Annotated in this window: 23 protein-coding genes and 1 pseudogene; 10 read left to right on the forward strand and 14 right to left on the reverse strand. The window is 53.9% G+C overall.

Translation table 11 applies throughout. The features are described from left to right. Positions 1-88: 88 nt before the first annotated feature. The 10 genes from csgH to CR155_RS17700 form a co-directional block, all read right to left on the reverse strand. Complete coding sequence (gene csgH / locus CR155_RS17655; protein WP_102071353.1) at positions 89-397, reverse strand: curli-like amyloid fiber formation chaperone CsgH; 309 nt, start codon at positions 395-397, stop codon at positions 89-91. A 118-nt stretch (positions 398-515) separates the two neighbouring features. Further along, a complete protein-coding gene (locus tag CR155_RS17660) occupies positions 516-1,217 on the reverse strand; it encodes a hypothetical protein (RefSeq protein ID WP_102071354.1) in 702 nt (233 codons plus the stop codon). A gap of 92 nt (positions 1,218-1,309) precedes the next feature. Continuing rightward, positions 1,310-2,251 carry a CsgG/HfaB family protein gene (locus tag CR155_RS17665; RefSeq protein WP_102071355.1) on the reverse strand — a complete coding sequence of 314 codons (942 nt, stop codon included), beginning with the start codon at positions 2,249-2,251 and terminating at the stop codon, positions 1,310-1,312. Then, a complete protein-coding gene (locus tag CR155_RS17670; RefSeq protein ID WP_233214401.1) occupies positions 2,248-2,712 on the reverse strand; it encodes a curli assembly protein CsgF in 465 nt (154 codons plus the stop codon). The genes CR155_RS17665 and CR155_RS17670 overlap by 4 nt, the downstream gene beginning before the upstream one ends. Next, complete coding sequence (locus CR155_RS17675; protein ID WP_102071356.1) at positions 2,713-3,237, reverse strand: curli production assembly/transport protein CsgE; 525 nt, start codon at positions 3,235-3,237, stop codon at positions 2,713-2,715. A gap of 256 nt (positions 3,238-3,493) precedes the next feature. Continuing rightward, positions 3,494-3,976 carry a poly-beta-1,6-N-acetyl-D-glucosamine biosynthesis protein PgaD gene (pgaD, locus tag CR155_RS17680; protein ID WP_102071357.1) on the reverse strand — a complete coding sequence of 161 codons (483 nt, stop codon included), beginning with the start codon at positions 3,974-3,976 and terminating at the stop codon, positions 3,494-3,496. Then, positions 3,973-5,301: a poly-beta-1,6-N-acetyl-D-glucosamine synthase gene (gene pgaC / locus CR155_RS17685; RefSeq protein WP_102071358.1), complete on the reverse strand. Its 1,329-nt coding sequence runs from the start codon at positions 5,299-5,301 to the stop codon at positions 3,973-3,975. Before pgaC ends, pgaD begins: the two co-directional genes overlap by 4 nt. After that, the gene (gene pgaB / locus CR155_RS17690; protein ID WP_102071359.1) at positions 5,294-7,327 is read right to left on the reverse strand and encodes a poly-beta-1,6-N-acetyl-D-glucosamine N-deacetylase PgaB; all 2,034 of its coding nucleotides are present in this window, start codon (positions 7,325-7,327) and stop codon (positions 5,294-5,296) included. Before pgaB ends, pgaC begins: the two co-directional genes overlap by 8 nt. Before the next feature lie 9 nt (positions 7,328-7,336). Continuing rightward, on the reverse strand, positions 7,337-9,790 hold the full coding sequence (gene pgaA / locus CR155_RS17695) for a poly-beta-1,6 N-acetyl-D-glucosamine export porin PgaA (protein WP_102071360.1): 2,454 nt from the start codon (positions 9,788-9,790) through the stop codon (positions 7,337-7,339). A gap of 403 nt (positions 9,791-10,193) precedes the next feature. Next, positions 10,194-10,469 carry a hypothetical protein gene (locus CR155_RS17700; protein ID WP_102071361.1) on the reverse strand — a complete coding sequence of 92 codons (276 nt, stop codon included), beginning with the start codon at positions 10,467-10,469 and terminating at the stop codon, positions 10,194-10,196. Positions 10,470-10,533: 64 nt separating this feature from the next. On the opposite strand from CR155_RS17700, the gene acuR reads away from it, so the two are divergent. From acuR to CR155_RS17735, 7 genes are all read left to right on the forward strand, one after another. After that, positions 10,534-11,169 carry an acrylate utilization transcriptional regulator AcuR gene (gene acuR, locus CR155_RS17705; protein WP_233214402.1) on the forward strand — a complete coding sequence of 212 codons (636 nt, stop codon included), beginning with the start codon at positions 10,534-10,536 and terminating at the stop codon, positions 11,167-11,169. Positions 11,170-11,226: 57 nt separating this feature from the next. After that, a complete protein-coding gene (acuI, locus tag CR155_RS17710; protein WP_102071362.1) occupies positions 11,227-12,213 on the forward strand; it encodes an acrylyl-CoA reductase (NADPH) in 987 nt (328 codons plus the stop codon). 1 nt (position 12,214) lies between these two features. Then, positions 12,215-13,378, forward strand: coding sequence for an acyl-CoA dehydrogenase family protein (locus CR155_RS17715; RefSeq protein WP_102071363.1), 1,164 nt, complete (start codon positions 12,215-12,217; stop codon positions 13,376-13,378). A gap of 49 nt (positions 13,379-13,427) precedes the next feature. After that, positions 13,428-14,405 (forward strand): Bug family tripartite tricarboxylate transporter substrate binding protein, encoded by a 978-nt coding sequence (locus CR155_RS17720; protein WP_158238300.1) that lies wholly within the window; start codon positions 13,428-13,430, stop codon positions 14,403-14,405. Positions 14,406-14,440: 35 nt separating this feature from the next. Beyond that, the gene (locus CR155_RS17725) at positions 14,441-16,033 is read left to right on the forward strand and encodes an AMP-binding protein (protein ID WP_102071387.1); all 1,593 of its coding nucleotides are present in this window, start codon (positions 14,441-14,443) and stop codon (positions 16,031-16,033) included. A gap of 232 nt (positions 16,034-16,265) precedes the next feature. Further along, positions 16,266-17,036 carry a ComEC/Rec2 family competence protein gene (locus CR155_RS17730; protein ID WP_102071365.1) on the forward strand — a complete coding sequence of 257 codons (771 nt, stop codon included), beginning with the start codon at positions 16,266-16,268 and terminating at the stop codon, positions 17,034-17,036. A 450-nt stretch (positions 17,037-17,486) separates the two neighbouring features. Next, positions 17,487-18,026 carry a DUF8426 domain-containing protein gene (locus tag CR155_RS17735; protein ID WP_102071366.1) on the forward strand — a complete coding sequence of 180 codons (540 nt, stop codon included), beginning with the start codon at positions 17,487-17,489 and terminating at the stop codon, positions 18,024-18,026. 637 nt (positions 18,027-18,663) lie between these two features. Here the strand turns inward: CR155_RS17735 and acnA are convergent. The 3 genes from acnA to CR155_RS17755 are packed head-to-tail and all read right to left on the reverse strand — an operon-like array spanning position 18,664 to position 22,971. After that, entirely contained in the window at positions 18,664-21,342 is a 2,679-nt protein-coding gene (gene acnA / locus CR155_RS17745) for an aconitate hydratase AcnA (protein ID WP_102071388.1), read from the reverse strand. A gap of 43 nt (positions 21,343-21,385) precedes the next feature. Continuing rightward, the gene (locus tag CR155_RS17750) at positions 21,386-22,246 is read right to left on the reverse strand and encodes an isocitrate lyase/PEP mutase family protein (RefSeq protein ID WP_102071367.1); all 861 of its coding nucleotides are present in this window, start codon (positions 22,244-22,246) and stop codon (positions 21,386-21,388) included. 20 nt (positions 22,247-22,266) lie between these two features. Continuing rightward, the gene (locus tag CR155_RS17755) at positions 22,267-22,971 is read right to left on the reverse strand and encodes a GntR family transcriptional regulator (RefSeq protein WP_102071368.1); all 705 of its coding nucleotides are present in this window, start codon (positions 22,969-22,971) and stop codon (positions 22,267-22,269) included. A 196-nt stretch (positions 22,972-23,167) separates the two neighbouring features. Between CR155_RS17755 and CR155_RS17760 the strand changes: the two genes are divergently transcribed. Genes CR155_RS17760 through CR155_RS17770 form a run of 3 tightly spaced genes read left to right on the forward strand, consistent with a single transcriptional unit; the run spans position 23,168 to position 26,230 of the window. Further along, positions 23,168-24,181 (forward strand): Bug family tripartite tricarboxylate transporter substrate binding protein, encoded by a 1,014-nt coding sequence (locus tag CR155_RS17760; RefSeq protein ID WP_102071369.1) that lies wholly within the window; start codon positions 23,168-23,170, stop codon positions 24,179-24,181. 36 nt (positions 24,182-24,217) lie between these two features. Further along, positions 24,218-24,718 (forward strand): tripartite tricarboxylate transporter TctB family protein, encoded by a 501-nt coding sequence (locus CR155_RS17765; RefSeq protein ID WP_102071370.1) that lies wholly within the window; start codon positions 24,218-24,220, stop codon positions 24,716-24,718. Positions 24,719-24,733: 15 nt separating this feature from the next. After that, positions 24,734-26,230 carry a tripartite tricarboxylate transporter permease gene (locus CR155_RS17770; RefSeq protein WP_102071371.1) on the forward strand — a complete coding sequence of 499 codons (1,497 nt, stop codon included), beginning with the start codon at positions 24,734-24,736 and terminating at the stop codon, positions 26,228-26,230. A gap of 30 nt (positions 26,231-26,260) precedes the next feature. Here the strand turns inward: CR155_RS17770 and CR155_RS17775 are convergent. After that, positions 26,261-26,755, reverse strand: a pseudogene (locus tag CR155_RS17775) (IS3 family transposase); the annotation flags it as partial. Positions 26,756-26,828 lie beyond the last annotated feature (73 nt).

The raw sequence follows: 26,828 nt of genomic DNA on the forward strand, positions 1-26,828 counted from the left end.
TATTGGCACAGCGTTTAATACGCAAGCATATGCTGCATAAAACACGCTGTAAGTCATTACTTTAAATAGACAAAATCCCTGGATGCCTTTAATCTGGGCATTTGAAGTGGTAGTTTCGGTCGGCCGCTCCGGCCTCGGAAAGCACTAAATCGATTTCACATTCATCGTTGGGCGTACGACTTAAAGACATATGTGACAGCGCCGCCGGCACATTCGCCAGTACTGTGACGACTCCGCCTTGCCCTATCACGGTTTTACCAGTGTCGCTCTTCTTCACGGTACGCACCTTATAGCGTAGCGTCGTGTCAGCGCTGCTGCGCACATAGGGTACAACGACAGCGGGCTGCGCTTTTGCAAAAGTCTCTAGCCAAACCTGTATATTGCTATCCGCGACCATTTCACTTCTCCAGTATTTTGATCTGTGTCAAATTCACAACGTTCCCCGATGTGGACGCATTTTCTTGGATTGGGCCACAAGCAAGTAAAGTTCCCGCTTGTGGCCGTCCACAGGTAAATTAACGCTGGTTGATGTAGGCCACGTTGCGATAGCCGTTAGACTGCGACACCGTTGCAAGCTTGTCGGAGCCGGTTTGCTGTACTGTGGCTTCGTGTCCCATGCCACGCTGACTGATATTCGCTACCAGGTTGCTGCCATTCTGCGTGATGTAGGCGTCGTTATACTTTCCGCGTTGATCGATGGTTCCCTCGTTGTGAGCACCGCCTGTACCATGTTGAACGATACCGGCCGTGTTAAGAACGCCGTCCTGCACGATGATGGCGTCCACATTGCTGCCGGTTTGAGTAATCCACGCATCGTTGCTGTAGCCGCCGCTTTTCTGCTCAATATGCGCGGTCTGGTTTACGCCATTGGACCACTGTCCTGGAACGTACTGCCAGCCGCCACCATGATGGCCACCTGTTCGTACCCACTGACCTACTCCCAGTTGGCCACCCTGATTGATGGTCGCAGTACCGGCGCTACCATCCTGCGTGATAGCCGCCAACGAATTGGTGACCCGTTGTTGCAGAATGACGCCATCGTTGCCAAAACCGCTCTGTGAAATCGATGCGACGGCTCCGCTGTTGTCGTATTGTTCAACGGACGCGTCGTTGAACCAGCCTTGTTGGTAGATGCTGGCTTCATCGGCTGCCATGGCCGCAGTGGCGCCATAAGCGAGAGTGATGCCAATGGCGAGTGCAGACAATTTGATACTCATATGTTTCTCCTCAGAATAAAGACCAAATATTGCAAGCCAGTCCGGCGGTCTTTGATACCGAACGGCGGTACGACACTACTGATACGCTGTAATCAAAGGTCTTTGGGAGCCGGCGAAACGGCGGTGGTATTTGAGTCCGCGGGCATATTGAGTGGGACTGAGGCGTAATTCGTCGCCTCCCGCAAGTAATTCTGAATAACTGGCAGATTCCAGTCGTTCTCGTTCCGAAGAACCCAGTTTCTGTCTTTGAGGCCTTGAACGGTAAGATGGACAACGGCAGCTTCTATGGCTTCCTTGACGCACAACTGCGCAGGCTCATTGGTTGTGATACCACCTTCAATTTCCAGCAGGTCCTTGAAATTCACGAACTTATAGACGCTGGGACGCACTTCGTACGAAAAAATCGTCTTGGTGGTCGAAACGGTCTGCAAGACTTGGCCTGTCCGGATGTCCACACTGCGCAAGCCTATGGTCACCTGATCCATCCGGTATTGAGTTGACAATCCCACACCTAGGAACTTGGCACCGAGCCCGCCCGACCTGACATTGCTTTCATAGGAAATAATTCCTCCGTCTATCAGGATGGAGGCGGGGACGAGGGCCGGAATGAATATCTCCGGCGCGTCCTTCGCCTGTGAACCGTCCAGCGCACGCACAATTCGGCGTTCCGTCAGCAATTCTTGCAGGCTTTCGCGTTCGACCGGAGTAAACCAGCCCGACTCGCGCAGGGCCTTCACCAGCATCGAGGCCGCGCCTTGAGTCACAGATGTCGAGAACGAACTATCCGGCGAAGGCTTGTATTGCCCCGTCTGGTCCCGGAACCCATAGACCGCTACAACGACCTTGCCTTTCGGTGGTGGAAGGTTGCGCAGGTCATGTGATGTCGGAGTCGGGGGTGTCAGCTGTGCCGCAGTCGTCACCTGAACCGGTGTACTTGGTACGGCGCACGCGCCCAGCGCGCCGCAAAGAATGGTAGTCACCCCAGCAAGGGCCAGGCGCTGATAGGCAGCGCGATTTTTATTTGTCGTATTCATCCCTGATTGCTCACATTGAAGACCGTGGTCGCGCCCGTAAGCTTGTCCAGTGTCGTAATCGTCAAGTTGTTGGGATTGGTTGGCGATACAGCGACCGTGATCGTGAAATTGCTGGTCTCCAGCGTGCCCGGTACAAAATTGCCATTGCCATCCATGATCTGGCCGCTGGCGGCTGTGGCCATCCGGTTTATCACGGTGCGTTCGATCGTCTCGTTAAGCAGTTGCGCCGGCGTTTTGTCTTCAATGCCGTAGGCGTCGGCGGCCGGGTCGGTGTGCTTGTTTGTGGCCAGTGCCGAATTCAACAACACCGACCCGTTAAGGGCGTTGCCTCCAAATGATGGGTTCAACGGGTAGTACACGAGTTCGGATGCAGCAGCCTGACTTGCCAGGGCAACTGACGCAATCAATAACGCAGTGCGTATGCGGTGTTCTGTTGTTTTTGCCACGATCTCTCCTTTCATTTACATCTCCTCGGGTCCTAGATCAGGGGTTTTCACCATGATCCGTTCTAGTTCACTGTCGTTGATGTTCTGGTAGACCAATTCAACAGCCGACCAACTGATCTTCTTGGTTGCGGCCCGCGCAGGCGGCAAGAAAGCATGGAACATCCTTTTTTGTCGAAATTGCACCCAGATTTCGCTGCCAAATCGGGCCGAAGGACGTTCATGTATGGAAATGGTGTACTGGCCGCTGATATCTTTCTGGCGCCACCGCGAGCTGAAATACTGGTAAAAGTCTTTGCCCAGCACAGTGACGGTCCGATTGACCACGATTCCGCCCAAGGGGTCGTCGAACACGGATTTCCGCGGCTGGTCGGCGCCTGTCTTGGTAGGATCTGTGCCATTCACGGCGGGTTGAGGAAGCCGTGCTTTTGATACCACTGGCGCCACCTTTTCTGCATTTTTTGTAACAGGGGTGACAGCTGCAATGGTTGCGGCGCCATGCAAGGCAAATGCCAGTGGGGCCAGTACAGTCAGTAAACGCATCTAGTCCTCTCCCTGCAGCGATCTTGGTTTTATTTAGTAATACCGAGGCAGGAAGGGATGCAGATGCATGTCTTCGAGTCCTCCGTCCCGCCACCTTTGTATCCTTATGTCATTTCTTCTTAACTTAAAGAAACGAAATGCATGGATGTATCTTAGGGGCGTAGGCTTCTCGAAACATGCGGTAGATGGCGTAAGCCGCGTTCAGCTTTTCGTCATAGATGAGGCCGCCACGGCCGTAGCCGAACGGCCTAGGCCGCTATGCTACTTTCATGGGTGCAAGCAGCGAACCATTCAGCGCGGACTGCATTTGGAGCTGGTCCGTCTCAAGATGGGCAATGGCGCCATCGGTCGCGTGGTAGATGACGGTTACGCGGCTGGTTTGAATTTCTCTTAGCTGGTTCAGCGTAAGCTGAAAATGATCGGCAATCGTGGCGTCATCGATATGCGACAAAGCTTTTGGAACGTAGAGATCCTTGAAGAATAGGTCGTGATGCCGGGCCCAAAGCACGAGTATCAAGGCATTGGTCGCGCCAACCAGCAGGTAGGTGGCCAGGGTAGTCACGGTGGGGATGTAAGGTTCCAGCGCGGAGAGCTGCTGTGCGCTTCCAGTCGTAGCGGCTTCCACCACACCCACGACTCCACGGGTAAACAAATAGAAGAAGCCGATCCATCCAATTGCAGTCAGCGTCGTGTCAATCGCCAGAAAAACACTCGAACGCTGCGTTGTGATAATCATCATGACAACTCCTTTATGCCGCGATCCGGACTGGACCAACGCGCTCGCTGGCGCCGGATGCGAAGCATGACTTTGGGGAAACTGAAGAGGGTGGTGAAAAAGTTGATAATCCAGTATGCAAATGGATACCAGATGATCCAGTACAAAGAGCGGGGAAGGGCAGGTTCGTACCGCCGATCTATCAGGATGCTGACCGAGAACTGCAGCAGACACACCATGGCGAGCACCATGCCGGTGAATGCTGGTGGAAGAAAGGTGGTGACTTGTATATTGCTGGGCAGGGGCATGATATGGCCCAGGATCCAAAGGACAATTGAAAGAGCCAGTGCAAAGGCCCAGGCTATGGATAATGAGTATTCCAACATCAACAGCCACATCCGGCGATACTTCCAGTTCCATATACTGACGAGATTCTTCAGGAAGACTTCCGCGCCTCCTTGGGCCCAGCGTACCCGTTGTTTCCACAGCCCTTGAAGCGTTTCGGGCATGAGAATCCAGCATAAGGCCCGTGGCTCATACAGGACGCTCCAGTTCTCGCGTTGTAGTTTCCACGTGATGTCTATATCTTCCGTAATCATGTCCAGGCTCCAGTAATCCACCTGGTCAAGCGCCTGCCGCCGGAACGCGGCGACTACACCGGAAACGGAAAACAGCTGTCCGTAAACCCGTTGCGTGCGTTTGATAAGGCCGATGATGGAGGAGAACTCACCGACCTGTATGCGTCCAATGAGTGTCGATCGGGTACGTATACGAGGATTTCCGGTTACGGCTGCCACATTCGGGTTGTGAAGCATGGGAGCAACGAGATAACGAACGGCGTCCGGATCGAGATGCGCGTCGCCGTCTATGCAAACTAGGTATTCGCTGCGCGCGGCCATGGCTCCCATGCGTAGCGCCATGGCTTTTCCCTGATTTTGCGCCAGATGTATCACTCGCAGCCTGGGATTGTCCGCTGTCAGTCTATCCAGCATCGCAGGCGTCGCATCGGACGATCCGTCGTTGACAGCTATTACTTCGATATTGGCATAGTCTTGGTTCAGCGCCGCCTGGATTGTTTCCTCGCCGTGATGCTCCTCGTTATAGCAAGGAATTATTATGGTAATTAGAGGTTGTCCAGCAAGGTCCGGCGAGCGGTATGGCCGCCAGTTCCAATGACGTTCTGAACTGAACCAGAAGTAGAGACCCCCGGCAATCCATATCCCCGACATGAACAATGGATAGAAAAAAACAAAGTTAAGCAAGACGCTGCTTGTCAGCACGAGAGTCAGGCCGATAGGCGCACCAAGCGCAATACACAACACCAACAGGGCAATGAGTCGATCAATCATGGAAGGGATACCAGGCGTTTGAGATTGCGGGCCGGATGACGTCCAGTCGGGGTTCGTTTTTGGTGAAGTCGTCGGGGTAATAGCCAAAGCTTCTGGCGCCGCTCAATTGCAGTCGCTTCAGCCAGCGAGCCATCAACTCGGAATCGATGTGTCCGGAATCTTCCTGGCCTTCAGTTGGCCGCCAATCACGGCCTTGTATCTCGAATACCGTCTTGTTCAAAGCGCCCGGTCGACTCCCGACAGTAGTGACCAGCCTGCCGAGCCAGGCATCGGCTTCATCGGCAGGGACGTTCTCCATCCACGGCATTGCCATGGGCGCTGTCCAGTTATAAGCCGCCAGGAAATCGTCCAGGTTCTGTGCAAACCACGCTTCGCTCTCGGGGTTAAGAATCGGCTCGGCAAAGATGTTCCGTGCCGTCTTGATCTGTGGGCCCCGTATGGCGCGGACATGTTCGGTCAGCTCCTTGGTAAAGTCGACCAGATACTGGCTTTTGTAGCGGGTCCACCGATGCATGGTGTCCTGATCGGCACGCAATTCCTGAATACTTCCTGGAAGGCCGGCTTTCTGATAGGCGGCCAAGGCGGGGGGGCTGGCATCTTCATAGTCGGACAGAATCGCATCGTCGTGAAAGAGGATGCCGTTGAAAATGGAATGTTTGGCCAGGTCTTCATAGATTTCCGTGATCTGCTGGCGGGCAACCGGGTCGAATGGGGAAAGTCGTCGATATTGGCTCGTGTCTATCGCTGTTACGCCGGTGTCTGGATTCCACCGCCTCACGCGCGGGATGGACGCCGATAAGTCGTAGCTGAGGACCGGCATCCATGCGTAGATGTCGACCGAAGCGCGGCTTTTTAATTGCCAAGCGGCGCGATTGAAGAGGTCGGCCCTTACCGGCAGATGACGATTGGGAAAGTAAACCGACTTGACCAAACCGTCACCCGTGGGATCGGCGTATGCCTGCAGGAAGACGGTGGTGATTTTCATGTCCGAAATGCGTTGCACCAGGGCACCCAGATTTCGATCCATCTGGACGGGGTCCGGGTCATAGACGTAGTCCAGATCGACATGGGCGACGCGCATGACCTCGTTGTTCTCCATGACCGTGCTGACATTGGCAAAGTTGCGCAATTGCGGATCGTTGGACACCAGTACGCGCGGGGTATCGATCAGGTTATCGATGGAACCCAGGCCAGAATCCAGCGTCAATATCAGCGGATACCCCTGTTCCCGAACTATCTTCATTGTCTCGCCATTGGCGGCACCATAGGGCCAGACCCACACCCGCGGCTTCTTGCCGGTAGCCCGGATGATTTTGGCGGTGATCCGCTTTACATCTTCCGTAATGCGCGTTTGGAATTCCGCATCGGTCTCGTATTTTCCGGTAGCGGCGTCATACACGCGGATGGCAGCGGCGGGCAGCAGATTTCCTTGAGGATTGCCCTGGATTCCGTAGTGGAGGTCATCGGTGTGTGCACCTATTTCCACAAGTCCAGAGCGTGCCACTTCGCTGACCTGGTCCCACGTCAGGAACCGTTCGCGTTCTATCATCCGGCCGCCAAAATTCACCTGTTTATCGTCCGGCGTATCCAGCCATTTGCCTACTGGGGCGAGGACGGCCGGCCAGTTGTAGGCCTTCAGCAGCGGAAATACCCGCGTATAGAAGCTGCGGTATCCGTCGTCGAACGTAAGGAGTACCGCTTTTTCGGGTAGCGGTTTGCCACCCGCGCTGGCAGTCAGGATTTGATCGACCGTAATGGGTTGATAACCATTTTCCCGCAGCCAGGAGAACTGCTCCTTTAAGCGTTCCGTTGTGACACTTACGAATGTCTGGTCCGGGTCGGTGTCTTCGACATCATGATAGGCCAGCGCCAGGTATTTATTCTTGGGCCAAGGTTCATTGAAGTTGTGGCTGGGACGTTGTTCCGGTGGAACGAACGCCGGAACGCTTTTGGAGCATCCACTCAACAGCAAAAGAGAGCATAAGAAGCCGGCCATGTAACGTATAAAGCTAAAGTTGACAAACATATTGGTTCTCTAAAAACGCAGATTCATCTCGAGCATGACGCGAACTTCCCGTTCGCGTACACCGTCATACGGCCGGCTTATGCCGGTTACTGTGGCGCCTACGTCGAAGGCCTCGCTGAACTGATAGCGCATGCCGTACCCCAGTGCACCGATAGCTCCTGAGCCGTAGCCTTTCTGCGCATAAAGCCCGGCGCCGAGCAGAAAGCGCTGTTCCCATACCGTCTCGTATCGGCGATAGAGGATATGTGTGAGATTCAGTGTGGGAAGCACTTCAAGGTCTGAACGCGGATTGAAATAGGGGACGTCCTCGATGGAATTATGTGAGGCGGCAATATTCATCTTCAGATCGGCTTTCAATTTCGGCGAGGTGTATATCCGCTCCGTCCCCGAGATCACTCCGGTCCACCGGTCGTTTCCATCGCTGAAGCGGGAGGGAGCCACGGAAAAAGTCCATTCACGTCGTTCATTGGCGCGCCACCGGACATAAGCACCGAGACTGTTCGACGAAATGTCGCTGCGCAACGCACGTAGAGGCGTCTCTTTTGATCGCCATTCGGCCGAGCCGCCGACCTGCCAATGGTCATTGAGATCGTAGGCCGCACTCGCGCGGGCACCGGGCTTGGTGCCGTGTCCGTAGTTGTGGCTGGAGACTTCGAGCTCGGCGGTGATGTCGCGAGCGCGCCATTCCAGCCCCGTACGCAGCCATCGATAGTGGCCCGTGCCTTCTTCGAACTCCCCTGTCGCGTATCCGCCACCACCGAACACTCGCCAGTTAAAGTCCAGCGGTGCTGAATACAGCACCGATTCGACGCTGAAGTCGCCGCTTCCGGTGACGGGGCTGTCCGACGCTATACCCCGGTTGCCCGACACTCTGAGCTCAGCCTTCTTGTGGACAGCCCATTTACGGGCCAGGCTGTCAGTTGATTTGGCCTCTGGAAAGCGAGCAGCCAAGTCAAGAGCCAGCGAGTTGGCTTGCCGCCATTCCTGCAAGTCGATGGCGGTCAGGCCTTGCCCAGCTTCTGTTTCCACGCCTCGCGGTTCCAGCGGCTCGGCCATCTTGAGCTGTTGTTCAGAGGCGCGCGGTAGGCTGCGTCCGCGATAAACACCGGCCAGCGCCGCACGCAGACCGACGTTTCTCGGCGCCAGGTCGACAAGCTCTTCCAGTCGCTGTTGCGCCGCAGGAGTGTCATCGGCGTAATACAAGCCCAGTGCGGCGGTTTCTTCTGCGTAGAGATGCAGGTCGTTGGGAACAGGTTGAGGTACGCCCCTTATCCGGCGCCATTTTGGTTGGGATTTTCTTGCCGCCTCGATTAGCGCGGATGCTTCGTCGAACTGCTCGCTTTCAATCAGAGCGTTGAACAGCCCGATCTGATTGCTGAGTTTTTCTGCCGGGCTGTCAAGTTTGCTGTCGCTGTCGCTCAATACCTGCTTGTAAAGATGTGCGGCGACTTCAGGTTCACGCAGATAAAAATAGGCATTGGCGACATCATTGAGTACGTAGCGGGGCACTTTGGTACCCTGCGCGGTCAATGATTCGTACTCACTGACGACTTCCGACATGCGCATGCGTATCTGCAGCGCCTGCAATCTGTCCATACGGAGGCGAAGTAGTTCATCGCTTGCTTCCGGTCCCAATGTTTCCCATTGTTGGATCAGACGGTCGTACTCGGCCAGGGCACGGTCGGCAATAACGAACCGTTCGGTTTCCTGGCGGCTGGGCATTTCCGCCAAGCGCACCAATTCAGCGGCATAGTCCGCCTGCAGCTTGCGGATTTCTTTGTCGTTAAGCAGCCCGGGATGCTGACGTGCGGAATTCAAAGCGGCTAAGGGCACGCCCGCCCGCTCGAGACTTTTGGTGTACTCGCGGGTGACATATTCCTTGCCCGGCGCAATAGTTGTAGCCTGGTCAGCCAATTCCAGGGCGGCGTAGGGAGAGTTTTTCCCTCTATATGCGTAGCCGAGTGCCAATCGGAGGTCCACATCGCCCGGATGCTGCTCGACCAGTTTCTGACCCAATAAAACGGCAGCATCCGCGTTTCCCGCATCCGTCAAGACCATAATTTCGCCGACGACAAATGATCTCTGGCGTGGATACAGTTTTTGACCCTGGCGGTATCGTGCCAAGGCATCATCCCAGCGTTGAGTGTCGCGATAGGCCTGGGCGATTGTCCTCAGTACATCAGCGGGTGGCCTGTTCGGAGGCGGGATTAGGGCCTCGTAGGCCAGTATGGCTTCGCCCGGATTCCCGGCCCACCCCGCGATAAGGATACGGTCATAGGCGGCGCGCCAGTCTCTCGGATGTTCGGCGCTATGTTGCCGCAACATGTTCAATGCGGGCTCATAATCACCAGCGCGCGCACCGCGTATCAATGCGTCGTAGTCCGTACGCGATACTCTGGCCTCGGCGACGACGGCTGTCGTCGATAGGATCAATGAAAAAAGGCAGGTAAAGGCGATCTTCATGATTGTCCATTCAGCCGTGAACGGACAGCATCATTCGTCTTGCGGATGGGCACATGGTGTTCCTTCCCTAGGGATTTTCTATGGATTCGTAGACAACGACGGTTTCACCACCTGCATAGAAAGGCGGAAAGCGAACTTGTCAGGATTATTGATGTCTGGATACAGACACGCTGAGGTGAATGATAGAGAGGAACGTCTAGGCGTCAAATGCGGTGTATGGCTTAATACGAGTGCTCGCCGAAAGGACTAGTCCGCTTCGGCGGACTCATCTTTTCGGCTGGGTCGGGCAACGAACTGGCAATATTCGCAAAAGTAACTTACAGTTTTGAACTTGTAAGTCCTTGATTTATTGATTGAAACAAAAATGTTCTAACCTTCAGCCGTACGACAGGCATTGAACGCCTTATGCGAGAATGTTGATTGTGTTTTTTTCGGTCATCACTCGCAACACAATATAAAAAGCCATGGCCAATTGCTCAGCACATGGCTTTGCTGCAACCCCAGTCTCCTTGTCGCGGATTGCCTTGTAAGGAGTCATTTGAGCGTTTGTTTTTGTGAGGAAGAGGAAATCCATTCGATCCGTGGTCACTGACCATTGAATGAGCACCACCGCCAGTGGGACATTGCCGTGCGTGGGCGATGTTGTGTCTAGCCATCTTCCGGTATGGAGAGCACCCATCGTCGGGCGGCTGCAGGATCCACATATGTTCCAGAATTGACAGCAACTAATAGACTGGTCTAGTATGATCGGTATGCTAATAGAAGAATCAACGCTTATGCCTAACTCTTCGCAAAAAGCCGAACGCGGTGCCGCTCGCGGGAGCCTCATCCGCGTAGGCGTTGAACTGTGTACGCAGACTGGCTTTCAAGCGACCGGCATCGATCAGGTGCTGCGCGCGGCAGGGGTACCGAAAGGCTCCTTTTATCACTACTTCCCAAGCAAGAAAGACTTTGGTCTCGCCGTAATTGATGCATACGCTGACTACTTCTGCACTAAGTTGCAGCGCATATTGGAAAACCCACACGTGGCTCCTCTTCAGCGCTTGCAAGACTTTGTCCAGGAGGCTGAAAAAGGGATGAAGAAGCATGATTTCCAAAGGGGTTGTTTGGTGGGCAACCTGGGACAGGAGATGGCCGGCCTAGACGATCAGTTCCGCGAACGCCTTGAATCGGTGCTTAAGTTATGGGAGTCGCAAACCAGTCGGTGCTTGAAGGCGGCGCAAGAAGCTGGTGAAGTGGATGCTTCACTCGATGCGGACCAACTTGCTGAGTTTTTCTGGATCGGTTGGGAAGGCGCCATCTTGAGGGCCAAGCTTACTCAGTCGTCCAGGCCAATGCATGTGTTCGCCGAAGGATTCCTGGCGCAATTAAAAATTTAAAATTTTTGACCGTTTATAAACCGACCGGTCTAATCATGAGGAAGTAGGAGGTAGGCAATGTTCAAGGCAATAATGCTGCGCAAGGCGGAAGATGGATCCACCGTTGCAGGAATCGAAATGGTTGATGCGGTAGATTTACCCGAGGGAGATGTGGAGGTTCAGGTTGCATACTCCACCTTGAACTACAAAGATGGCCTCGCCATCACTGGCCGTGGCCCGGTCGTCAGAAAGTGGCCCATGATACCCGGCATCGACTTGGCGGGCACGGTGACCAAGAGTACAAGCGCCGACTTCCCTGAGGGTAGTGAGGTGATCGTGAATGGTCACGGTATGGGCGAGGTGCATTGGGGCGGTCTGGCACAGGTCGCGCGCCTCCCGGCCGCATGGTTAACGTCCAAACCCGAATCTTTGAGCTTAAAGGACACCGCCAGCATTGGAACGGCCGGTTACACGGCCATGTTGTCAGTCCTCGCTCTAGAACGACACGGTATCAAGGTTGACGATGGCCCCATACTTGTGACCGGCGCCAACGGAGGCGTGGGCAGTTTCGCCGTGGCAATTCTTGCCCGGCGTGGCTTCGAGGTGCACGCGTCTACGGGTCGCCCGGCCGAGAGTCAACGATTGCAACTACTGGGGGCCAGCAAGGTAATCGATAGAGCCGAGCTTTCGGAGAAAGGAAAGCCGCTACAGAAAGAGCAATGGGCAGGCGCCGTAGATTGTGTGGGTAGCCATACTCTTGCAAACATATGTGCGCAGACCCGGTACGGCGGTGTCGTTACAGCATGCGGTTTAGCGCAGGGCATGGATTTTCCTACGTCGGTCGCACCGTTCATCTTGCGCGGTATAACGCTCGTTGGCATCGATAGCGTCTACGCATCCCAGGCGCTACGAAACGAAGCGTGGAGCTGCTTGGCACGGGAAACTGACCGTGCTCTTCTGGATGAAATTGCAGACACCGTCGGCTTGGACGATTGTATCGATCTGGCGCACAAGCTAATGAGCGGGCAGGTCAAAGGGCGAATTGTGGTCGACTTGGCGATATGACATGGATATCAAGACCTCTTTTGATGCTCGATTCGCGCGTATAGAACTTGACCTGGTTCAGAAGGCGCGCGAGTTCGCTAGCCGCCATTTGGATATTCCCGGGCCCATTAGCATCTCCGCGCATCGACTCCTTTTGCAAGATGCGTGCCGTAGTGGCTTGGCAGGCATTGAGGTACCCGCCAACTTTGGAGGCGCATCGGCCTCCTTTTCCACGAGAATGCGGGTATGTGAGGAGCTTGCGCTTCTTCATGCGGGATTTGCGTTCTCCCTAGTGAATCATCACAACGTCGTGTCGCGAATTGCACAATCCCAGGATTCCGAGGCACGTAGGCGACTGATCGAAGCCATGCTGGACGGAAGTCGCATTGGCTGCACGGCGATGACAGAGCCGCAGTCGGGTAGTGATTTTACCGCGATGCGGACTGAAGCCTTGCCCACACAGGATGGATGGATCCTGAGCGGAGCCAAAGCTTGGATTACCAACGCTAGCCTCGCCGATGTATTCCTTGTTTACGCACAAACTGATGCGGCAAAGGGTGCTGACGGCGTGGCAGGATTTATCGTGCTTGCTGACGACATCGGTTTCGAGCGAGGCCATCCCTATAGCGCCGCGGGCATAGAAGGCATGGGCGTAGGGCAGTTTACGCTGACAAAATGTGCCATCCCGAACGATAGGCTTCTCTATCCACCCGGTGAAGGTTTTCGGGCCGCGATGCGAGGCGTGAACCAGGCCCGCGTGCATGTGGCGGCAATGAATGCGGCGATGGTGGAGTACGCATTGGCCGTGTCTCTCAACTATGCCGGCAGTAGGCAGGCATTTGGAGCGCCCGTTATCGAATTCCAAGGATTGGGCTGGTCTTTGGCAAATGTGGCGACACATTTGCAAGCCATGCGCCTGCTCACCTATTCAGCAGCCGATGCGATTGATGCACGTGAAGATGCTCAGTCCATGGCCGCGATGGCCAAGAAATATGCCAATGACACCACTATGCAGGCCATTTCCGCGTGCATGCAGGCGATGGGAGCACAGGGGATTACGGAGGACGCACGCCTTGGCCGCTTGCTCGCGTGGGCGAAAGCATTCTGCTACACCGACGGCACGCCCGAAATGATGAATGAACGGATCCTGCGCTATATGCGCAAAGCACGAAGGAATGGACCGTGAAGGATTAATTACATCGCTACACACCACAATCCGAAAAGGAGGAGACATCATGAAATCACATCGCTTATATACTATGACGGCACTTACTCTGGGTCTAATCATGGCAGGATCCAGTCCTGTACTAGCGGCGGATAGTTATCCATCACGCCAGGTTCGCATGGTCGTACCCTTTCCACCCGGAGGCTCGGTTGACTACATCGCTCGGATCGTGGTTCCAGAGTTTGCGAAGACGTTGGGTGAGAACGTGTTTATTGATAACAAGGGAGGAGCAAGCGGTGCGATTGGCACTGCCGACGTAGCTCGGGCTGCGCCTGATGGATATACGCTACTCATGGTATTTGACACGCATGCCGTGAATCCGCACATCAATAAGAGCTTGTCGTACGACACCTTCAAGGCCTTTGACTATATTACCGGCATGACCAGTGCGCCTATGGTTCTGGCTACGCGTAAAGACTTTCCGGCTGATTCACTGCCGCAAATGACCGACTATGCAAAGAAGAACCCGGGCAAAGTGACCTATGGCTCTTCTGGCGTGGGCGGCTCAAATCATTTAACCGCTCTGGATTTTTCCAACGCTGCGGAAATTTCTACGTTGCATGTGCCATACAAGGGCGGCGGTCCCATGCTTACTGCTGTGATAGGCGGGCAAGTTGACTTCGTGGTGACCACATTTCCCCTCGTCGTCGAGCGTATAAAAGCAGGTCAACTCAAAGCACTTGGTATGGGGAGCAAAGAGCGTGTCAAGCAGTTGCCAGACGTTCCAACTGTTGCTGAGCATCTGCCTGGCTATTCGGCTACCTCCTGGATAGGTCTAGTCGGGCCCGCAGGTTTGCCACCGGCCGTAGCAGAGAAGATCAACGAAGCAATGAGACAAGCCCTTGATTCGCCCAAAGTGAAGGATAGGCTTACCAGCGAGGGCTTCGACATCATGGCCGGCACACCTGAGGAGTTCAAAACTTGGGTGCGGGACCGTTATGACGAGGCTGAAAAGCTCATCAAGGCAGAAAATATAGCAATGAACTGAAAGACTGCCTATTGACGGTGGGGAGAGAGGGGGACATGGACGACATTCCACTACATGAGTATCTACGGCTGCACGCTCGTACCACGCCAGACAAGACTGCGATAGTTTGGTATGGGTATGAAATGAGCTATGCGGAATTGGATCGGCTTTCCGATAACTGCGCAGCATTCCTGCGTGGCTTGGGGGTCCGCAGAGGCGAGCCGGTAGCGCTCTTTATGCAGAATTGTTGCCAGTACATCATTGCCCACTTTGGAATACAAAAGCTGGGAGCAATAGTCAGTCCATGTAGCCCGCTCTTCAAACACCACGAACTTAACTACCAACTACGGGACCTTGAGTGCCGTGTGATTATTGCGGCTGAGAATTTGGTGCCGATCGTGCAGGCGGCAAGACCGCAGACGCGGCTGCAACACGTGATTTCAACTCACTATGGCGACTTTCTACCGGAACTTCATGCGTACACAGCGCCTGAGGAAATCAAGCACCATGGTGGTGACTGTGCGGAAGGCACTGTAAATTTCTGCGCCGTGATAACGAATTCTCCGAGTGCCCCAATTATTGAGAACGTCAGCTTAGACGATATTGCGCTCTTGGCTTATACCTCGGGGACCACCGGTCGCCCCAAGGGGGCTATGCTGACTTATCGAAATGCGCTCTTCAAAGCGAGAGGAGGCGCTATTGCGAGCACTCTGACCCAAGACGATATACATTTGGCGATTCCACCGCTTTATCATATCTCCGGCATGCTGTGTGGCATCAATATTCCGATCTATCTTGGTGGGACGATAGTGCTGCATTACCGCTTCAATCCGCTGTCGACGCTCGAATCAATTGAACGGTATCGCCCTACCTACTGGAAAGCCATCGCACCGATGCTCCCCGCAATTATGGAGGACCCCGAATTGCAGGACTTTGATCTTTCCAGCTTGCGGAAATGCCCGACGACCAGTTTCGGGATACGTACCACGCCTGAATTGGCTGAACGGTGGCAGGCCTTCACAGGCGGGGCCCAAGTGTTTGAAGCCGGATATGGACTCACCGAGACGCATACCTTCGACTCTGTGACACCGCCGGATGCCGTGCGCTGGGGTACGAACGGCAAGTTGCTACCCGAGGTGGAGTGCAAAATCCTCAGCGTTGAGGATCAAAAGGCGTTGCCGGCGGGCGAGGAGGGTGAGATATTCCTGCGTAGTCCAGGTTGCTTCAAAGGGTATTGGAATCAACCGGAGAAAACAGCAGAAACGCTTATTGACGGCTGGGTGCGAACGGGTGACATTGGCCGCTTAGATATCGATGGATATTTGACCTTGTCGGGCAGGATAAAAGAGCTCATCAAAGTCTCCGGCTACAGTGTCTTCCCAGAGGACGTGGAGTCCATTCTGATGATGCATCCCGGCGTAGAACAGGTTGCTGTCATTGGTGTAGACGACGCCAAGAAGGGGCAAGTGGTTGTGGCATTTGTGGTCCCAAGGCCGGGCAGCACACTCAATGCCGACGAGCTCATCGCCTGGAGCCGCGATAATATGTCGGCTTATAAGGTTCCCAAAGCAATTGAATTTCGTGAAGCATTGCCGATGACGGCGTCGGGCAAAGTGAAGAGAAATCAGTTGCTACTCGAGCAGGTCTAGATGATGTTTTACGCTGATCCGTTCAGTTTTATGCGCGCATCAGTATGCTCGACGTGTCTTCTCTATCGTCCTTTGCAGGCTCTGTGAGGCGTCAAGCGCGGCGACATGGGCTTAGATGTGCTGCTAAGTGGCTTAAGAACACCCTCGTGATATCCGAAGGGCTGTTCTTACCCGCTTAGCGCATCATTTTCCAGACTCCGCCAGTACGCTAGGCAATTTGGAGCGTGCAAGCGTGACCGGGCGTATCTGTCTGTTGGCTTTCGTCGCGGCAACCGGGGCGGTGCAGTTGTTGCCTTATCTTCCCGGGCGGGCTTTATGGCTGAATGCGCTGGGGGGCGCAGCCGCATTGTCTTTTTCGGTTTACCTGCTTGCGCCTGCAATCCGGTGGCGCGTGCTGCTGCCGATGTGGGCCGCGCTGGCCGGTTTGCTTATTACTGTAGCAAGGGCAGAGCACAGGCTGGCGGATGAACTTGCACCCATTAACGAAAACCAGGTATCACGGGTTGTGCTGCGCATCGCTGCGCTACCCAAATCCAGTAACGACAGCCGCCAGTTCGAGGCCCAAGTTCTTTCTTCCATGCCCGAGGGTGTGCCGTCGCGCATCCAGGTTTCCTGGGCGGCGCCGAACTGGGCGGGTCCTTATGGCGGTGGTGCCCGGGATGCCGACGGGACCGATGCCGACCAGGCCGCTTTTCCGGAATTGATTCCAGGTCAGATCTGGCGCATGGCGCTAACGTTGAAGAAACCCCATGGGAACCGAAATCCGCACGCATTCGATTTCGAAGCGTATATGTTTGCGCACGGCCTGAGAGCGTCCGGCAGCGTACGCGGCAAGCCCCGATATATTGGCGACGAGCCGTGGGCGAGCCTGCCGATAGTTGCGCAGCGCGCACGCTACCGTGTGCGTTCCGCCATGCAGCCCTATCTGGAAGGCAAGCGCTATGGCGCGGTGATGCTGGCACTGGCAATCGGGGATCAGGCCAGTGTCGACGCTGGTGACTGACATTAAAGATCTGTCCTGACGATCATTGATTTATAACGACTTTCTAGCTTTTCAAAAATTAGGTGACATTAAAGTTCTGTCCCAGCCGTTCCGCTAGGGAGTGATCACCTGAGCTAGGGGAATAGGTTGACGAAGTAAAAGGTGCGAAATGGAAAGCCAAACCGGATGAGTTGGCAGGTATTGCCTACCTAGCCCAGAAGGAATATTGCCCGGAGCAACCCGCGAAAGACAACGATAAGCAAAATGCAAAGTACAGTGATTGTTTGATTTGACTTGAGACCTGCACCATTCTTGGTATCTCAACATTTCCACAAAATGGTCGATTTCGGCTTAGGCAGTAGAACTGGTTAAGATATATTGAAGATTTATCTAAGATATATTCAAAATAACTTGAAGATATTTTTAAAGTCGTTTAGGATGACACCTTGTCAACGATTATGAGAACTAAAAATGTCTACAGAAGCGAAGGTATGGGGAGTCTTTGTTGGTGAAGCTGGGAACCAACTTGAGACCTTCAACACTATGGCAGGCCCTTTTCCGCCAGAGCCAGGTACAGAGGGTTACGTTGCAATTGGCTGGCCTGCCATTGGTGACATGCGACTTTACGCGGGTAACTATGCGGATTACGTGGAAAAATTCAGAGTGGTCTATCCAAAGAATGACGAGCGTACCTTCAAGACTGCGGCCAACATGCCTTGGAATTTTGCTTTCAAAATGAAGGACGGAGATTGGGTCATCAGTCCCTCGTCAACAGCTGGATTCCTCTTAGCCGGGAAGATTCAGGGGGAATACATCCCCAACTTTCACGGCAAGAAGTCTCTTCCCAAAGGGGGAGTCGATTTCGTTCACCTGCGCAAGGTTAAGTGGCTGTATGTGGTCGCCGACAAGGATCCGCGCTATGCCAAACTCCATCGGATTGGCCTGCTAACGGTTGTTCAGCCGGATCTTTCGAGTTCTGAGCTACAGGTGATCCTCAACGGCCAAGTCTGATCTCTCTTTTATCAAGCGGTCTTTTTTGAATGCGTTGAGCACGCTCAACGCGGAAACTTGTTGTCTTTCATGCTGTTTGTTAAACGGCCGTTTAACAGAAATGGCTCACTGGAGTCCGAAGAAGGCCTTTTTCGAGGTGTACGGACCTAAAAATCCGTCCACAAATCAACATCTCTAGAATTTCATCATTTACGGGTCTGTGGATGATGAAATGAAAATCGGCTAGGCCAGGGCCTCAACCTACGACCAAGGAATGGACTTGCAGCAAGACGCTTTGACCCACGCCGGGTGTCAAAAGACACCAGTTCGACTCTAATCCAGCTGACAGCACATGTCAGATCGAATCTTAGTCAGTACCTATAGCGTTATACCAACGTTACGTTTAGTTGGTATAACTTTTTAGTTCTGATCCAGGGAGGGCGGCTCGGGACAGCCCAGCGCTATAGAACTTCCCGGCCGACTAGGCGCGCATCATCCCAATCATCAAGCTTCGGTAATCCATCGGGCATTTCTGCCATCAAATCTGCCCATTTGGCCACTTTATGCTTTACGGCACAAGTAGTTCAGACGGTGTTTGTAAATGCTTTATGAGTGTGCGCGCGCTGCACTGTTGGTCTTTTGAGGCCGAACTTGAACGCTACGCCGGCTCGAGCATATGTCTCGCGATGTAGTGCAGTATTCCGCCGTGCTCGTAATACGCTGCTTCGAGTGGAGTATCGAGGCGACAAAGCAGTTCGACGCTAGCCTGAGTGCCGTCGACGCGTGTGATAGTGCAGACCTTCGTGCTTCTTGGCACGATTTCTTCCACGTTAGCTATGTCAAATGTTTCTGAGCCGTCCAGGCCCAACGTTGCCCAAGTGACTCCTTGTGGGAGCTGTAGCGGTAAGACGCCCATACCGATCAGGTTGGATCGATGGATTCGCTCAAAGCTTTCTGCGATGATTGCTCGAATTCCCAGTAGCTGAGTGCCTTTGGCTGCCCAATCTCTCGAAGATCCGGCGCCATAGTCCTTGCCCGCAATCACAATTAACGGTACGCCTTCTTCCTTATAACGAGCTGCCGCCTCGTGAACTGACATTACTTCGCCATCAGGCCTATGTCTCGTCCAGCCGCCTTCGCGGCCATCGGCCATTTCATTCCGAATACGGATGTTGGCAAACGCCCCGCGTAGCATCACATCATGATTAACACGCCGCGCGGCAAAAGAGTTGAAGTCGGCAGGCTCTATCCCAAGGCTGCGCAAGTATTGCCCAGCTGAGGAGCTTGCAGTAATCGTACCAACAGGGGAGATATGATCCGTAGTGATCGAGTCGCCTAAGACGAGGAGCGCTCGAGCGCCCTCTAAGGTCTTACGCTCGGGTAGCTCAGGGGTGAGATCGTCAAAGAAGGGCGGTTGCTTCATATAGAGGCTCGTGGGTTCCCATTGGAACGTATCGGTACTCGCCACATGCAGCGCATTCCAGCGCGCGTCTCCCTCAAAGACGTTTTTATAGCGCTCTCGGAATCGCTCAGGATCAAGCGCAGTATTGACAAGTTCAGCGACCTCTAGCGCGTCGGGCCAAATGTCAGCGAGAAATACTGGTTTGCCGTCAGGTGAAGTGCCTAGCGGGTCATTTTCAAAGTCTATCCGAGATGTACCCGCCAGCGCATAGGCCACAACAAGCGGAGGCGAGCAAATGTAGTTCGCCTTAACGAGCGGATGGATGCGGCCTTCGAAGTTTCGGTTGCCAGACAGAACCGCAGTGGTAACGATCTCACTGTTTTCGATCGCTTGGGCGATGTGAGAATCTAACGGCCCCGAATTGCCCATACAGGTGGCGCAACCAAAGCCCACCAAATTAAAGCCCAACTCATCGAGGCTGTCCTGGACTTTTGCGGCCGCCAGGTAATCCATGACTACGCGCGATCCTGGTGCGAGAGACGTTTTCACCCAGGGTTTGCTAGCCAACCCGAGGCGCAAGGCGTTCCTGGCAAGTAAGCCCGCTGCCAACATATTTGAGGGGTTTGACGTATTGGTGCAGCTTGTGATTGATGCGATGACCACGTGGCCATGATCCATCGTCCATTCGTGGCCAGCCACCGGTACGACACCATTGGGCAAGGCAGGTGCGTTCTTGTACACGTCCTCGTCAAAGCGAGCAGCCGCTTCGCTAAGGGCGATACGATCTTGCGGTCTGCGTGGCCCGGCAATACACGGAACAATCTCAGAAAGGTCTACTTCAAGCACTTCATCGTAGGATGGCTGAGGCTCATCTGGGTCGTGCCATAGGCCTTGCATGCGCGCGTAATGCTCAATGAGTTCATTCGACTCGCCTCGGGCCGTCTGCGCTAAGTATTGCAAGGTCTGAGCATCGACTGGGAAGAAACCCATCGTAGCGCCGTACTCAGGCGCCATGTTAGACACGGTGGCCCGGTCCGAAAACGCAAGGCTTGCCAGACCCGGCCCGAAATATTCTACAAACGCGGCGACAACCTTATATTCGCGCAAACGCTGGGTAAGCGTGAGCACAAGGTCTGTTGCCGTGACGCCAGGTTGCAAGCGCCCAACAAGACGGCAGCCAACCACGCGCGGTAAAGCCATTGTGATGGGCTGGCCGAGCATGGCCGCGCCTCCCTCGATGCCACCTACGCCCCAGCCCATGATGCCAAGCGAGTTGATCATAGGTGTATGGCTATCTGTTCCAAGAAGCGTCTCCGGATAGACCAACACCGTATCGCCAGCTTCTGCAGTCCAAATTCCGCGTGCCAGGAACTCTACGTTAACTTGATGGCAGATGCCGGTGCCGGGAGGTACCACGCGAAAGTTTGAAAAGGACTGCTGGGCCCACCTAAGGAACTTATAGCGCTCGGCGTTCCGAGAGAACTCGATGTCAAGGTTGTCTTCGAAAGCTTGCGCGGTGCCATAGGCGTCGACCATAACCGAGTGATCCACCACCATATCGGCAGGAATCTGCGGATTGATACGATCCGGGTCGCCCCCATTTCGGGCAACCGCGGCCCGAAGAGCAGCCAGGTCTGCCATAAGCGGGATACCCGCGGAATCATTCATCAGAATTCGTGTGGGATGAAAGAACACTTCCTGATCAAAGTGCTTGGCACGAACTGCCTCACAAAAAGAGGTGAGGTGTTCGCGTGTGACTGCCAACCCGTCTTCATGGCGCAACATGTTCTCATATAGCACCTTAAGTGAACGGGGCAAGCTCATGACGGGTCCCGCACCGTTTTCTTCTGCGGCCTTTAGGCTGTAATACTGATGGGGCCTATTGTTGAATTTAAACTCGCGCAACACCGACATGCTGTCTTTAGATCGACCCATTTTTGTCTCCGAATATGTGATTGTTGTGGGCGCCTCCCTATCTTTAGCTCGCATAGCGGGCTTCTCTCTCCAGATACTCGGACGTACCGATATAGACCTCGCGATCCTGAAAACTCACCATTGCCTCATACGCGGGGTGGTACTCATTGCCTGATTTAATAGCTTCAAGGGCGTTTTGCATGCTCTTGATTGCTGCCCGTTGCAGATCGCTTGGTACGATAACGATCTTGTAGCCAAGCTCGGCCAAGCGTGGGGCGGGCACGAAGGGCGTTTTGCCTCCTTTAAACATGTTTATTAGCTTGGGATAAGGAAGATCTCGAGCGATGGACTCAATTTGCTCAATGGAGGTGGGCGCTTCCACGAAAATCAGATCGGCGCCAGCTTCCATATATTTGTGGGCTCTTTCGATCGTTTTCTCGTAGCCTTCAATCGCCAGACCATCGGTTCGCGCAATGACGACAAAATCATCATCAGTGAGTGCATCACGCAACGCCCGTAATTTCTGTGCCATTTCTTGTACCGGAACGATGCTTTTATCGTCGTAGTGGCCGCAGCGCTTAGGGTATTGCTGATCTTCCAAGTGCAGGCCGGCTACGCCTGCGCGCTCAAACGCCTTGGCCGTACGCTGGGCATTAAGCGCATTGCCGTAACCGGTGTCCGCATCGGCAATCACAGGTATGTTTACGGCCTCGACCATGGTCTCAAGGCGCTGTACCACCTCAGACATGCTCATCAATCCGAGATCCGGGATACCAGTGCTTCGCGCGATCGCGCCACCACTTGCATAGACGGCGTCAAAGCCCGCCTGCTCGATAAGCCTGGCCCCGAGACCATCGTAGGCGCCAGGCGCCACGAGTGCCTGCGCTCGGTTTATCAATTCGCGCAATGTCTTTGTCGTTGTCATAGGTATGTATTCCCTTCGTTTTAGGCAGCTTCAGACTGCTTTTGGGGGTTTAAAGTAATCGCATCAAGAAGATGTTTGCGCGAGGAAGCAAGGTGGCGCAGCATCAGTAGCTGCGCAAGCTCCCCATCTCGGTTGCTAATGGCATCCACAATGGCGCGGTGCTCTTTTAGGGCACTGTCTGCCCGGCCTTCTACAACTTTGTGCTGGTACCGGTACATCCGTATGAGCGGATAGAGCTCCCTGCATAAAAGCCCTTCGATGATGGAGTTGCGCGCGCCGCGAACAATACAAAAGTGGATGTCTAGCGTACTTTCTGTGCGGTAGTACGTCTCCCCTTGCGCAACTAAGGTGGCATCAGAGTCCACGATCGCATTGAGCTGCTTAATCTCATCATCACTCATATTTTCAGCGGCCAAGCGGCAGGCGGCACTCTCGAGCAGTTCGCGCACCATTGAAATCTCCGCCAGAACTTCGGAAGAAAGTTCGGCCACCCGTGCGCCATGACGAGCGGTTCGCACGATAAGCCGGCGCTCATCTAACCGGCGCATGGCCTCGCGGAGCGGCCCCCGACTGATTTGGTAGCGCTCCGCAAGATTTATCTCAATGAGACGCGAACCGGGAGGGTATTCGCCTCGAATAATGGCATCGGCCATCATGACGTACACCCGATCTGACAACGTCGCATTGTTTAATTCACCGGAAGAGGAAGAGGTCTGATTGTTCATATTGTTGACAATAGTCTATGTGAATTCTAATTAGTAGGAAGCTTTATTTAACCATAGTAAGGATAAACCCTTAATTATTAAGGGTTTTAACCTACATCAAGAAAAATATTAAAACGGAAATTGTTGACAATGTGAGACTAGCGAATTATGGTGAATCGGCACTTTAATCACAACAAAGAAACATTCGGAGGAAGACATGTCGCATCCAATACCCGTTTCGCGCCGCCTTGCCCTATGGGGTGCATCTTGTGCCTTTGTCATCTCGGCGATGACTGTACAAGCGCCGGCGATAGCCGCCGATGATTGGCCAAGTCAGCCAGTTAATTTTGTTGTTGGCTTCGGTGTCGGCGGCAGTGCTGATCGCGTAATCCGATTATTAGCGCAATACCTGGGGGAAGAGCTCAAGCAGCCAGTTGTGGTGGTAAACCGACCTGGGGCAGGGGGACAGTTGGCAGCCACTTACGTGTTAGCTCAGCGCGAAGAGGGCTATACGATGCTAGCAAGCTCCATATCTCCGTACCTTGCAAACTCAATTGTGCATACCAATGCAACCTACTCGCTTGATGATTTCGCTTTTGTCAATGCGCAGTGGTCTGACTACGATCTCATTGCCGTGCATAAAGACCAGCCATTTAAGACATTGCCAGAGTTGTTAGAGTCTATCAAAGCAAATCCGGGCAAGCATAGCGTCAGTGTTGTACCAAGTTCCGCTGGCCAGATCACTACGCACCTTCTTCTGGAAGCGGCTGGAATCCCAATTAAAAACCTGAACATTGTCACGTACGAAAGCGGGGGGCAAGCACGCTCGGCTGTAGCGGGTGGCCAGGTCGACTTCACCATCTTGGCCGCAGAAGGCAGCGATGGCATACGAGATATGATCCGCCCGATCGCTATTGTTCGCGATCAGCCCCTCGAAAATTGGGAAGAGGCCACCCCGGTAAATGAAGCGCTGAAGCCTATGGGCATTGAGATCCCTTTGCTTGATGGGTCGATCCGCGGCGTGGCTACCTCAGCGGCATTTAAGCAAAAGTATCCCGAGCGATTCGATAAATTGGTAGCAGCGTATGAGCGCACGATGAAGAATGAAAAGTTTCTCAAGCAGCTAAACAGCATGCAAATGGGTGCGGATTGGCTAGGTCCAGAAAAAACAACTGAAATCATGCAGCGTAACTTCGACATCATCAATAAATACCGAACCCTCTTGAACTGACCCAGTACCAAACATAGGTAATAAACGGGACCGCTCATGGAAAATAAAGACTGGCTCAGACGCGTGGACTGGCGCCACGGACTTGTCGTCCTTGGCATCGGTGTTGCAATTGGCTTGTACCTTTTTGATGCCATGGGGGCGTCATCAAAGGTGGGCAACCTGGTATTAATCCTACCAGCATCTATTTTGGGACTGTTGCTCTGTGTACTCACGCTAGGAGGCATCGTTCGTGATGCCCGACGTGAGGTCAATGATGTCCATGTCGAAGCACCAGTGGAAGAGTCTAAAGGAGAAGCGGAGTCCTTCTACGACCGCGCGCGGCCCATAGTGATGCTGGGGCTCTTTGCGATCTACATTTTACTGCTGCCGGTCCTTGGGATGGATGTGGGTTCCGCTATTTTCTTAGCGGTGGCCCTTCTCGCTAATGGTGAGCGCCGAGTTGTTTTTATCATCGGATACTCCGTGATATTTGCTGCGGCGTCCACTTTGCTATTTAAGTCGATCCTTCCGTACCCCCTACATACGCTGCTTCTCTAACATTAACGGGCCATTATGTTCGATTTCACTTCGATTGCAGATGGATTTACGCTTTTGTTCTCTGCGTGGGGTCCGTGGTCCCTCGTAATACCGGGGCTCATCATTGGATTGGTGTTTGGCGTCATCCCTGGGCTACAGACCAGCATGGCCATGGCCATGTTCTTACCCATTACGTTTACTCTGGACTTTTTGACGGCTATCCTTTTTTTGACCTCTATCTTTACGGGGGGCATGTTCGGAGGAGGCATAACGGCCATTCTTATGAATATTCCAGGAACCTCATCGGCCGTTGCAACCACCTTTGATGGGTATCCCATGACCCGCAAGGGACTGCATAATGAGGCGCTCGGCATTTCATTAGGAGCCTCTTGTATAGGCACCTTTATCGGCTACTCAATCCTGATGCTGATGATTAAGCCTATGACTGGAATCGTGCTCAGCCTTGGCCCAACTGAGATGTTTGTCATAATTCTATGGGGGTTGACGCTTATCGCTACGCTTAGCGGCGGCTACATGGTTCGAAGTCTTTTGATCGGAGTAGCAGGATTGCTTGTTGGCACCATAGGTATGAGCGCTACGGGGATGATCAGGGGAACCTTTGGTAGCCCGTATCTGCTTGACGGTGTAGCAATCATTCCGGCGATGATCGGGATGTTTGCAGCAGCGGAGCTGTTCTCACTACCCAAGGACGATCCGACTGCTGACAAAAACCTGAAGTCGATCAGCATACGCGGAGTATTGCGCGGGGTGCGAGTGTCGCTCACGATGCCTGGCACAATCATCAGAGGCGGCATAATCGGCACGATGATTGGCGCCGTACCAGGTATTGGTTCGTCTGTTGCCAATCTTGTGTCTTACGGCAGTGCGAAGCGCCGAAGCAAAGATCCGGATTCTTTCGGCAAGGGAAATCCACGGGGCGTAATCGCCTCAGAAGCGGCCAACAGCAGTTCCGAGGGCGGTGGCATGGTGAGTCTCTTTGCTCTGGGCATACCAGGTGGTGCAGGTACGGCGGTGCTTTTGGCCGCGTTTAGCGTGCACAATGTAACGGGCGGGCCGCGCTTCATGGCAGAGCAGGCTGATGTCATTTATGCCATCATCTTTGCCAACATAGGCCAAGCCGTCCTACTATTTTTTGTTGGACTGGCGTTGCTCCCACTTCTGGCTACCATTGTTCGGGTGCCCAGAAGCATATTGGGTCCCTCTGTACTAGTCATGGCTACCTTTGGATGCTTTGGGATAACCGGTGATATCGTAGGTCCCATGACGTTGCTGGTTTTCTCAGCGATCGGTTGGCTACTACGTAAGTATCATTACTCGGTGGCGGCCGCAGTGATTGGAATGCTGCTCGGGGGTATGGCAGAATCCGAACTGCTTCGAAGCTTTCAGATAAGTGGCGGAAACTTCTCCTACGTGCTAGGGCGTCCTATCACGCTTGGTCTGCTTGCTTTGCTGATCGGCTCGCTTGTCGCGCCGTACGTATTGTCGCGCCTTAAGCTGCTACGCCGCGGGTGAATCGTCCCGGAAATCGCGGAGGCTGTTTGGTTAAAGTAAAACAGGTTCCGCAGTGGGTGCCGCGAGCTGTCGATAATAACGCTCTTCGGCTTCGGCCGGCGGCACATCCCTGATCGACCCTAGCAGGCGTTGGTGGTTGAACCAGGACACCCATTCGAGCGTTGCCAATTCCACGGCTGCTCGGGTTTTCCAGGGCGTCCTGCGGTGGATCAGTTCCATTTTGTACAGGCCGTTAATCGTCTCTGCCAAGGCGTTGTCATACGCGCTTCCCGTGTTGCCAACAGAGGGGTTAATGCCAGCTTTTGCCAGGCGTTCTGTGTACCGAATAGATACGTCTTGGGAGCCGCGATCCGAGTGGTGAATCAATCGGTCCGATTCGCTCGGGCGTCGGTCATACACCGCCTGCTCCAGCGCATCTAAAACAAAGTCCGTGGTCATACGGGTACTTGCTCGCCAGCCCACAATTCGTTTGGCAAAAGCATCGATCACAAAGGCCACGTAAAGCCATCCTTGCCAGGTGGAGAGTAGAGCAAGAGACAGGGCGTAGTCGAACTATTTCCCTGCCTCTCCGCTCCGAACCGGACGCGCACCTCTCAGC

Origin of the sequence: Pollutimonas nitritireducens, from assembly GCF_002849615.1 — a bacterium.
Lineage (GTDB): Bacteria > Pseudomonadota > Gammaproteobacteria > Burkholderiales > Burkholderiaceae_B > Pollutimonas > Pollutimonas nitritireducens.

Excerpts from the sequence above, each read along its gene's own strand:
- CR155_RS17700 (WP_102071361.1), bottom strand. The coding sequence starts at position 10,469 with ATGGGTGCTCTCCATACCGGAAGATGGCTAGACACAACATCGCCCACG.
- CR155_RS17755 (WP_102071368.1), bottom strand. The coding sequence starts at position 22,971 with ATGAACAATCAGACCTCTTCCTCTTCCGGTGAATTAAACAATGCGACG.
- CR155_RS17750 (WP_102071367.1), bottom strand. The coding sequence starts at position 22,246 with ATGACAACGACAAAGACATTGCGCGAATTGATAAACCGAGCGCAGGCA.
- acuR (WP_233214402.1), top strand. The coding sequence starts at position 10,534 with ATGATCGGTATGCTAATAGAAGAATCAACGCTTATGCCTAACTCTTCG.
- CR155_RS17665 (WP_102071355.1), bottom strand. The coding sequence starts at position 2,251 with ATGAATACGACAAATAAAAATCGCGCTGCCTATCAGCGCCTGGCCCTT.
- CR155_RS17770 (WP_102071371.1), top strand. The coding sequence starts at position 24,734 with ATGTTCGATTTCACTTCGATTGCAGATGGATTTACGCTTTTGTTCTCT.
- pgaD (WP_102071357.1), bottom strand. The coding sequence starts at position 3,976 with ATGATGATTATCACAACGCAGCGTTCGAGTGTTTTTCTGGCGATTGAC.
- CR155_RS17725 (WP_102071387.1), top strand. The coding sequence starts at position 14,441 with ATGGACGACATTCCACTACATGAGTATCTACGGCTGCACGCTCGTACC.
- pgaC (WP_102071358.1), bottom strand. The coding sequence starts at position 5,301 with ATGATTGATCGACTCATTGCCCTGTTGGTGTTGTGTATTGCGCTTGGT.
- acuI (WP_102071362.1), top strand. The coding sequence starts at position 11,227 with ATGTTCAAGGCAATAATGCTGCGCAAGGCGGAAGATGGATCCACCGTT.
- CR155_RS17720 (WP_158238300.1), top strand. The coding sequence starts at position 13,428 with ATGAAATCACATCGCTTATATACTATGACGGCACTTACTCTGGGTCTA.
- pgaB (WP_102071359.1), bottom strand. The coding sequence starts at position 7,327 with ATGTTTGTCAACTTTAGCTTTATACGTTACATGGCCGGCTTCTTATGC.
- acnA (WP_102071388.1), bottom strand. The coding sequence starts at position 21,342 with ATGGGTCGATCTAAAGACAGCATGTCGGTGTTGCGCGAGTTTAAATTC.
- CR155_RS17670 (WP_233214401.1), bottom strand. The coding sequence starts at position 2,712 with ATGAAAGGAGAGATCGTGGCAAAAACAACAGAACACCGCATACGCACT.
- csgH (WP_102071353.1), bottom strand. The coding sequence starts at position 397 with ATGGTCGCGGATAGCAATATACAGGTTTGGCTAGAGACTTTTGCAAAA.
- CR155_RS17765 (WP_102071370.1), top strand. The coding sequence starts at position 24,218 with ATGGAAAATAAAGACTGGCTCAGACGCGTGGACTGGCGCCACGGACTT.
- CR155_RS17715 (WP_102071363.1), top strand. The coding sequence starts at position 12,215 with ATGGATATCAAGACCTCTTTTGATGCTCGATTCGCGCGTATAGAACTT.
- CR155_RS17735 (WP_102071366.1), top strand. The coding sequence starts at position 17,487 with ATGTCTACAGAAGCGAAGGTATGGGGAGTCTTTGTTGGTGAAGCTGGG.
- CR155_RS17675 (WP_102071356.1), bottom strand. The coding sequence starts at position 3,237 with ATGCGTTTACTGACTGTACTGGCCCCACTGGCATTTGCCTTGCATGGC.
- CR155_RS17660 (WP_102071354.1), bottom strand. The coding sequence starts at position 1,217 with ATGAGTATCAAATTGTCTGCACTCGCCATTGGCATCACTCTCGCTTAT.
- CR155_RS17760 (WP_102071369.1), top strand. The coding sequence starts at position 23,168 with ATGTCGCATCCAATACCCGTTTCGCGCCGCCTTGCCCTATGGGGTGCA.
- pgaA (WP_102071360.1), bottom strand. The coding sequence starts at position 9,790 with ATGAAGATCGCCTTTACCTGCCTTTTTTCATTGATCCTATCGACGACA.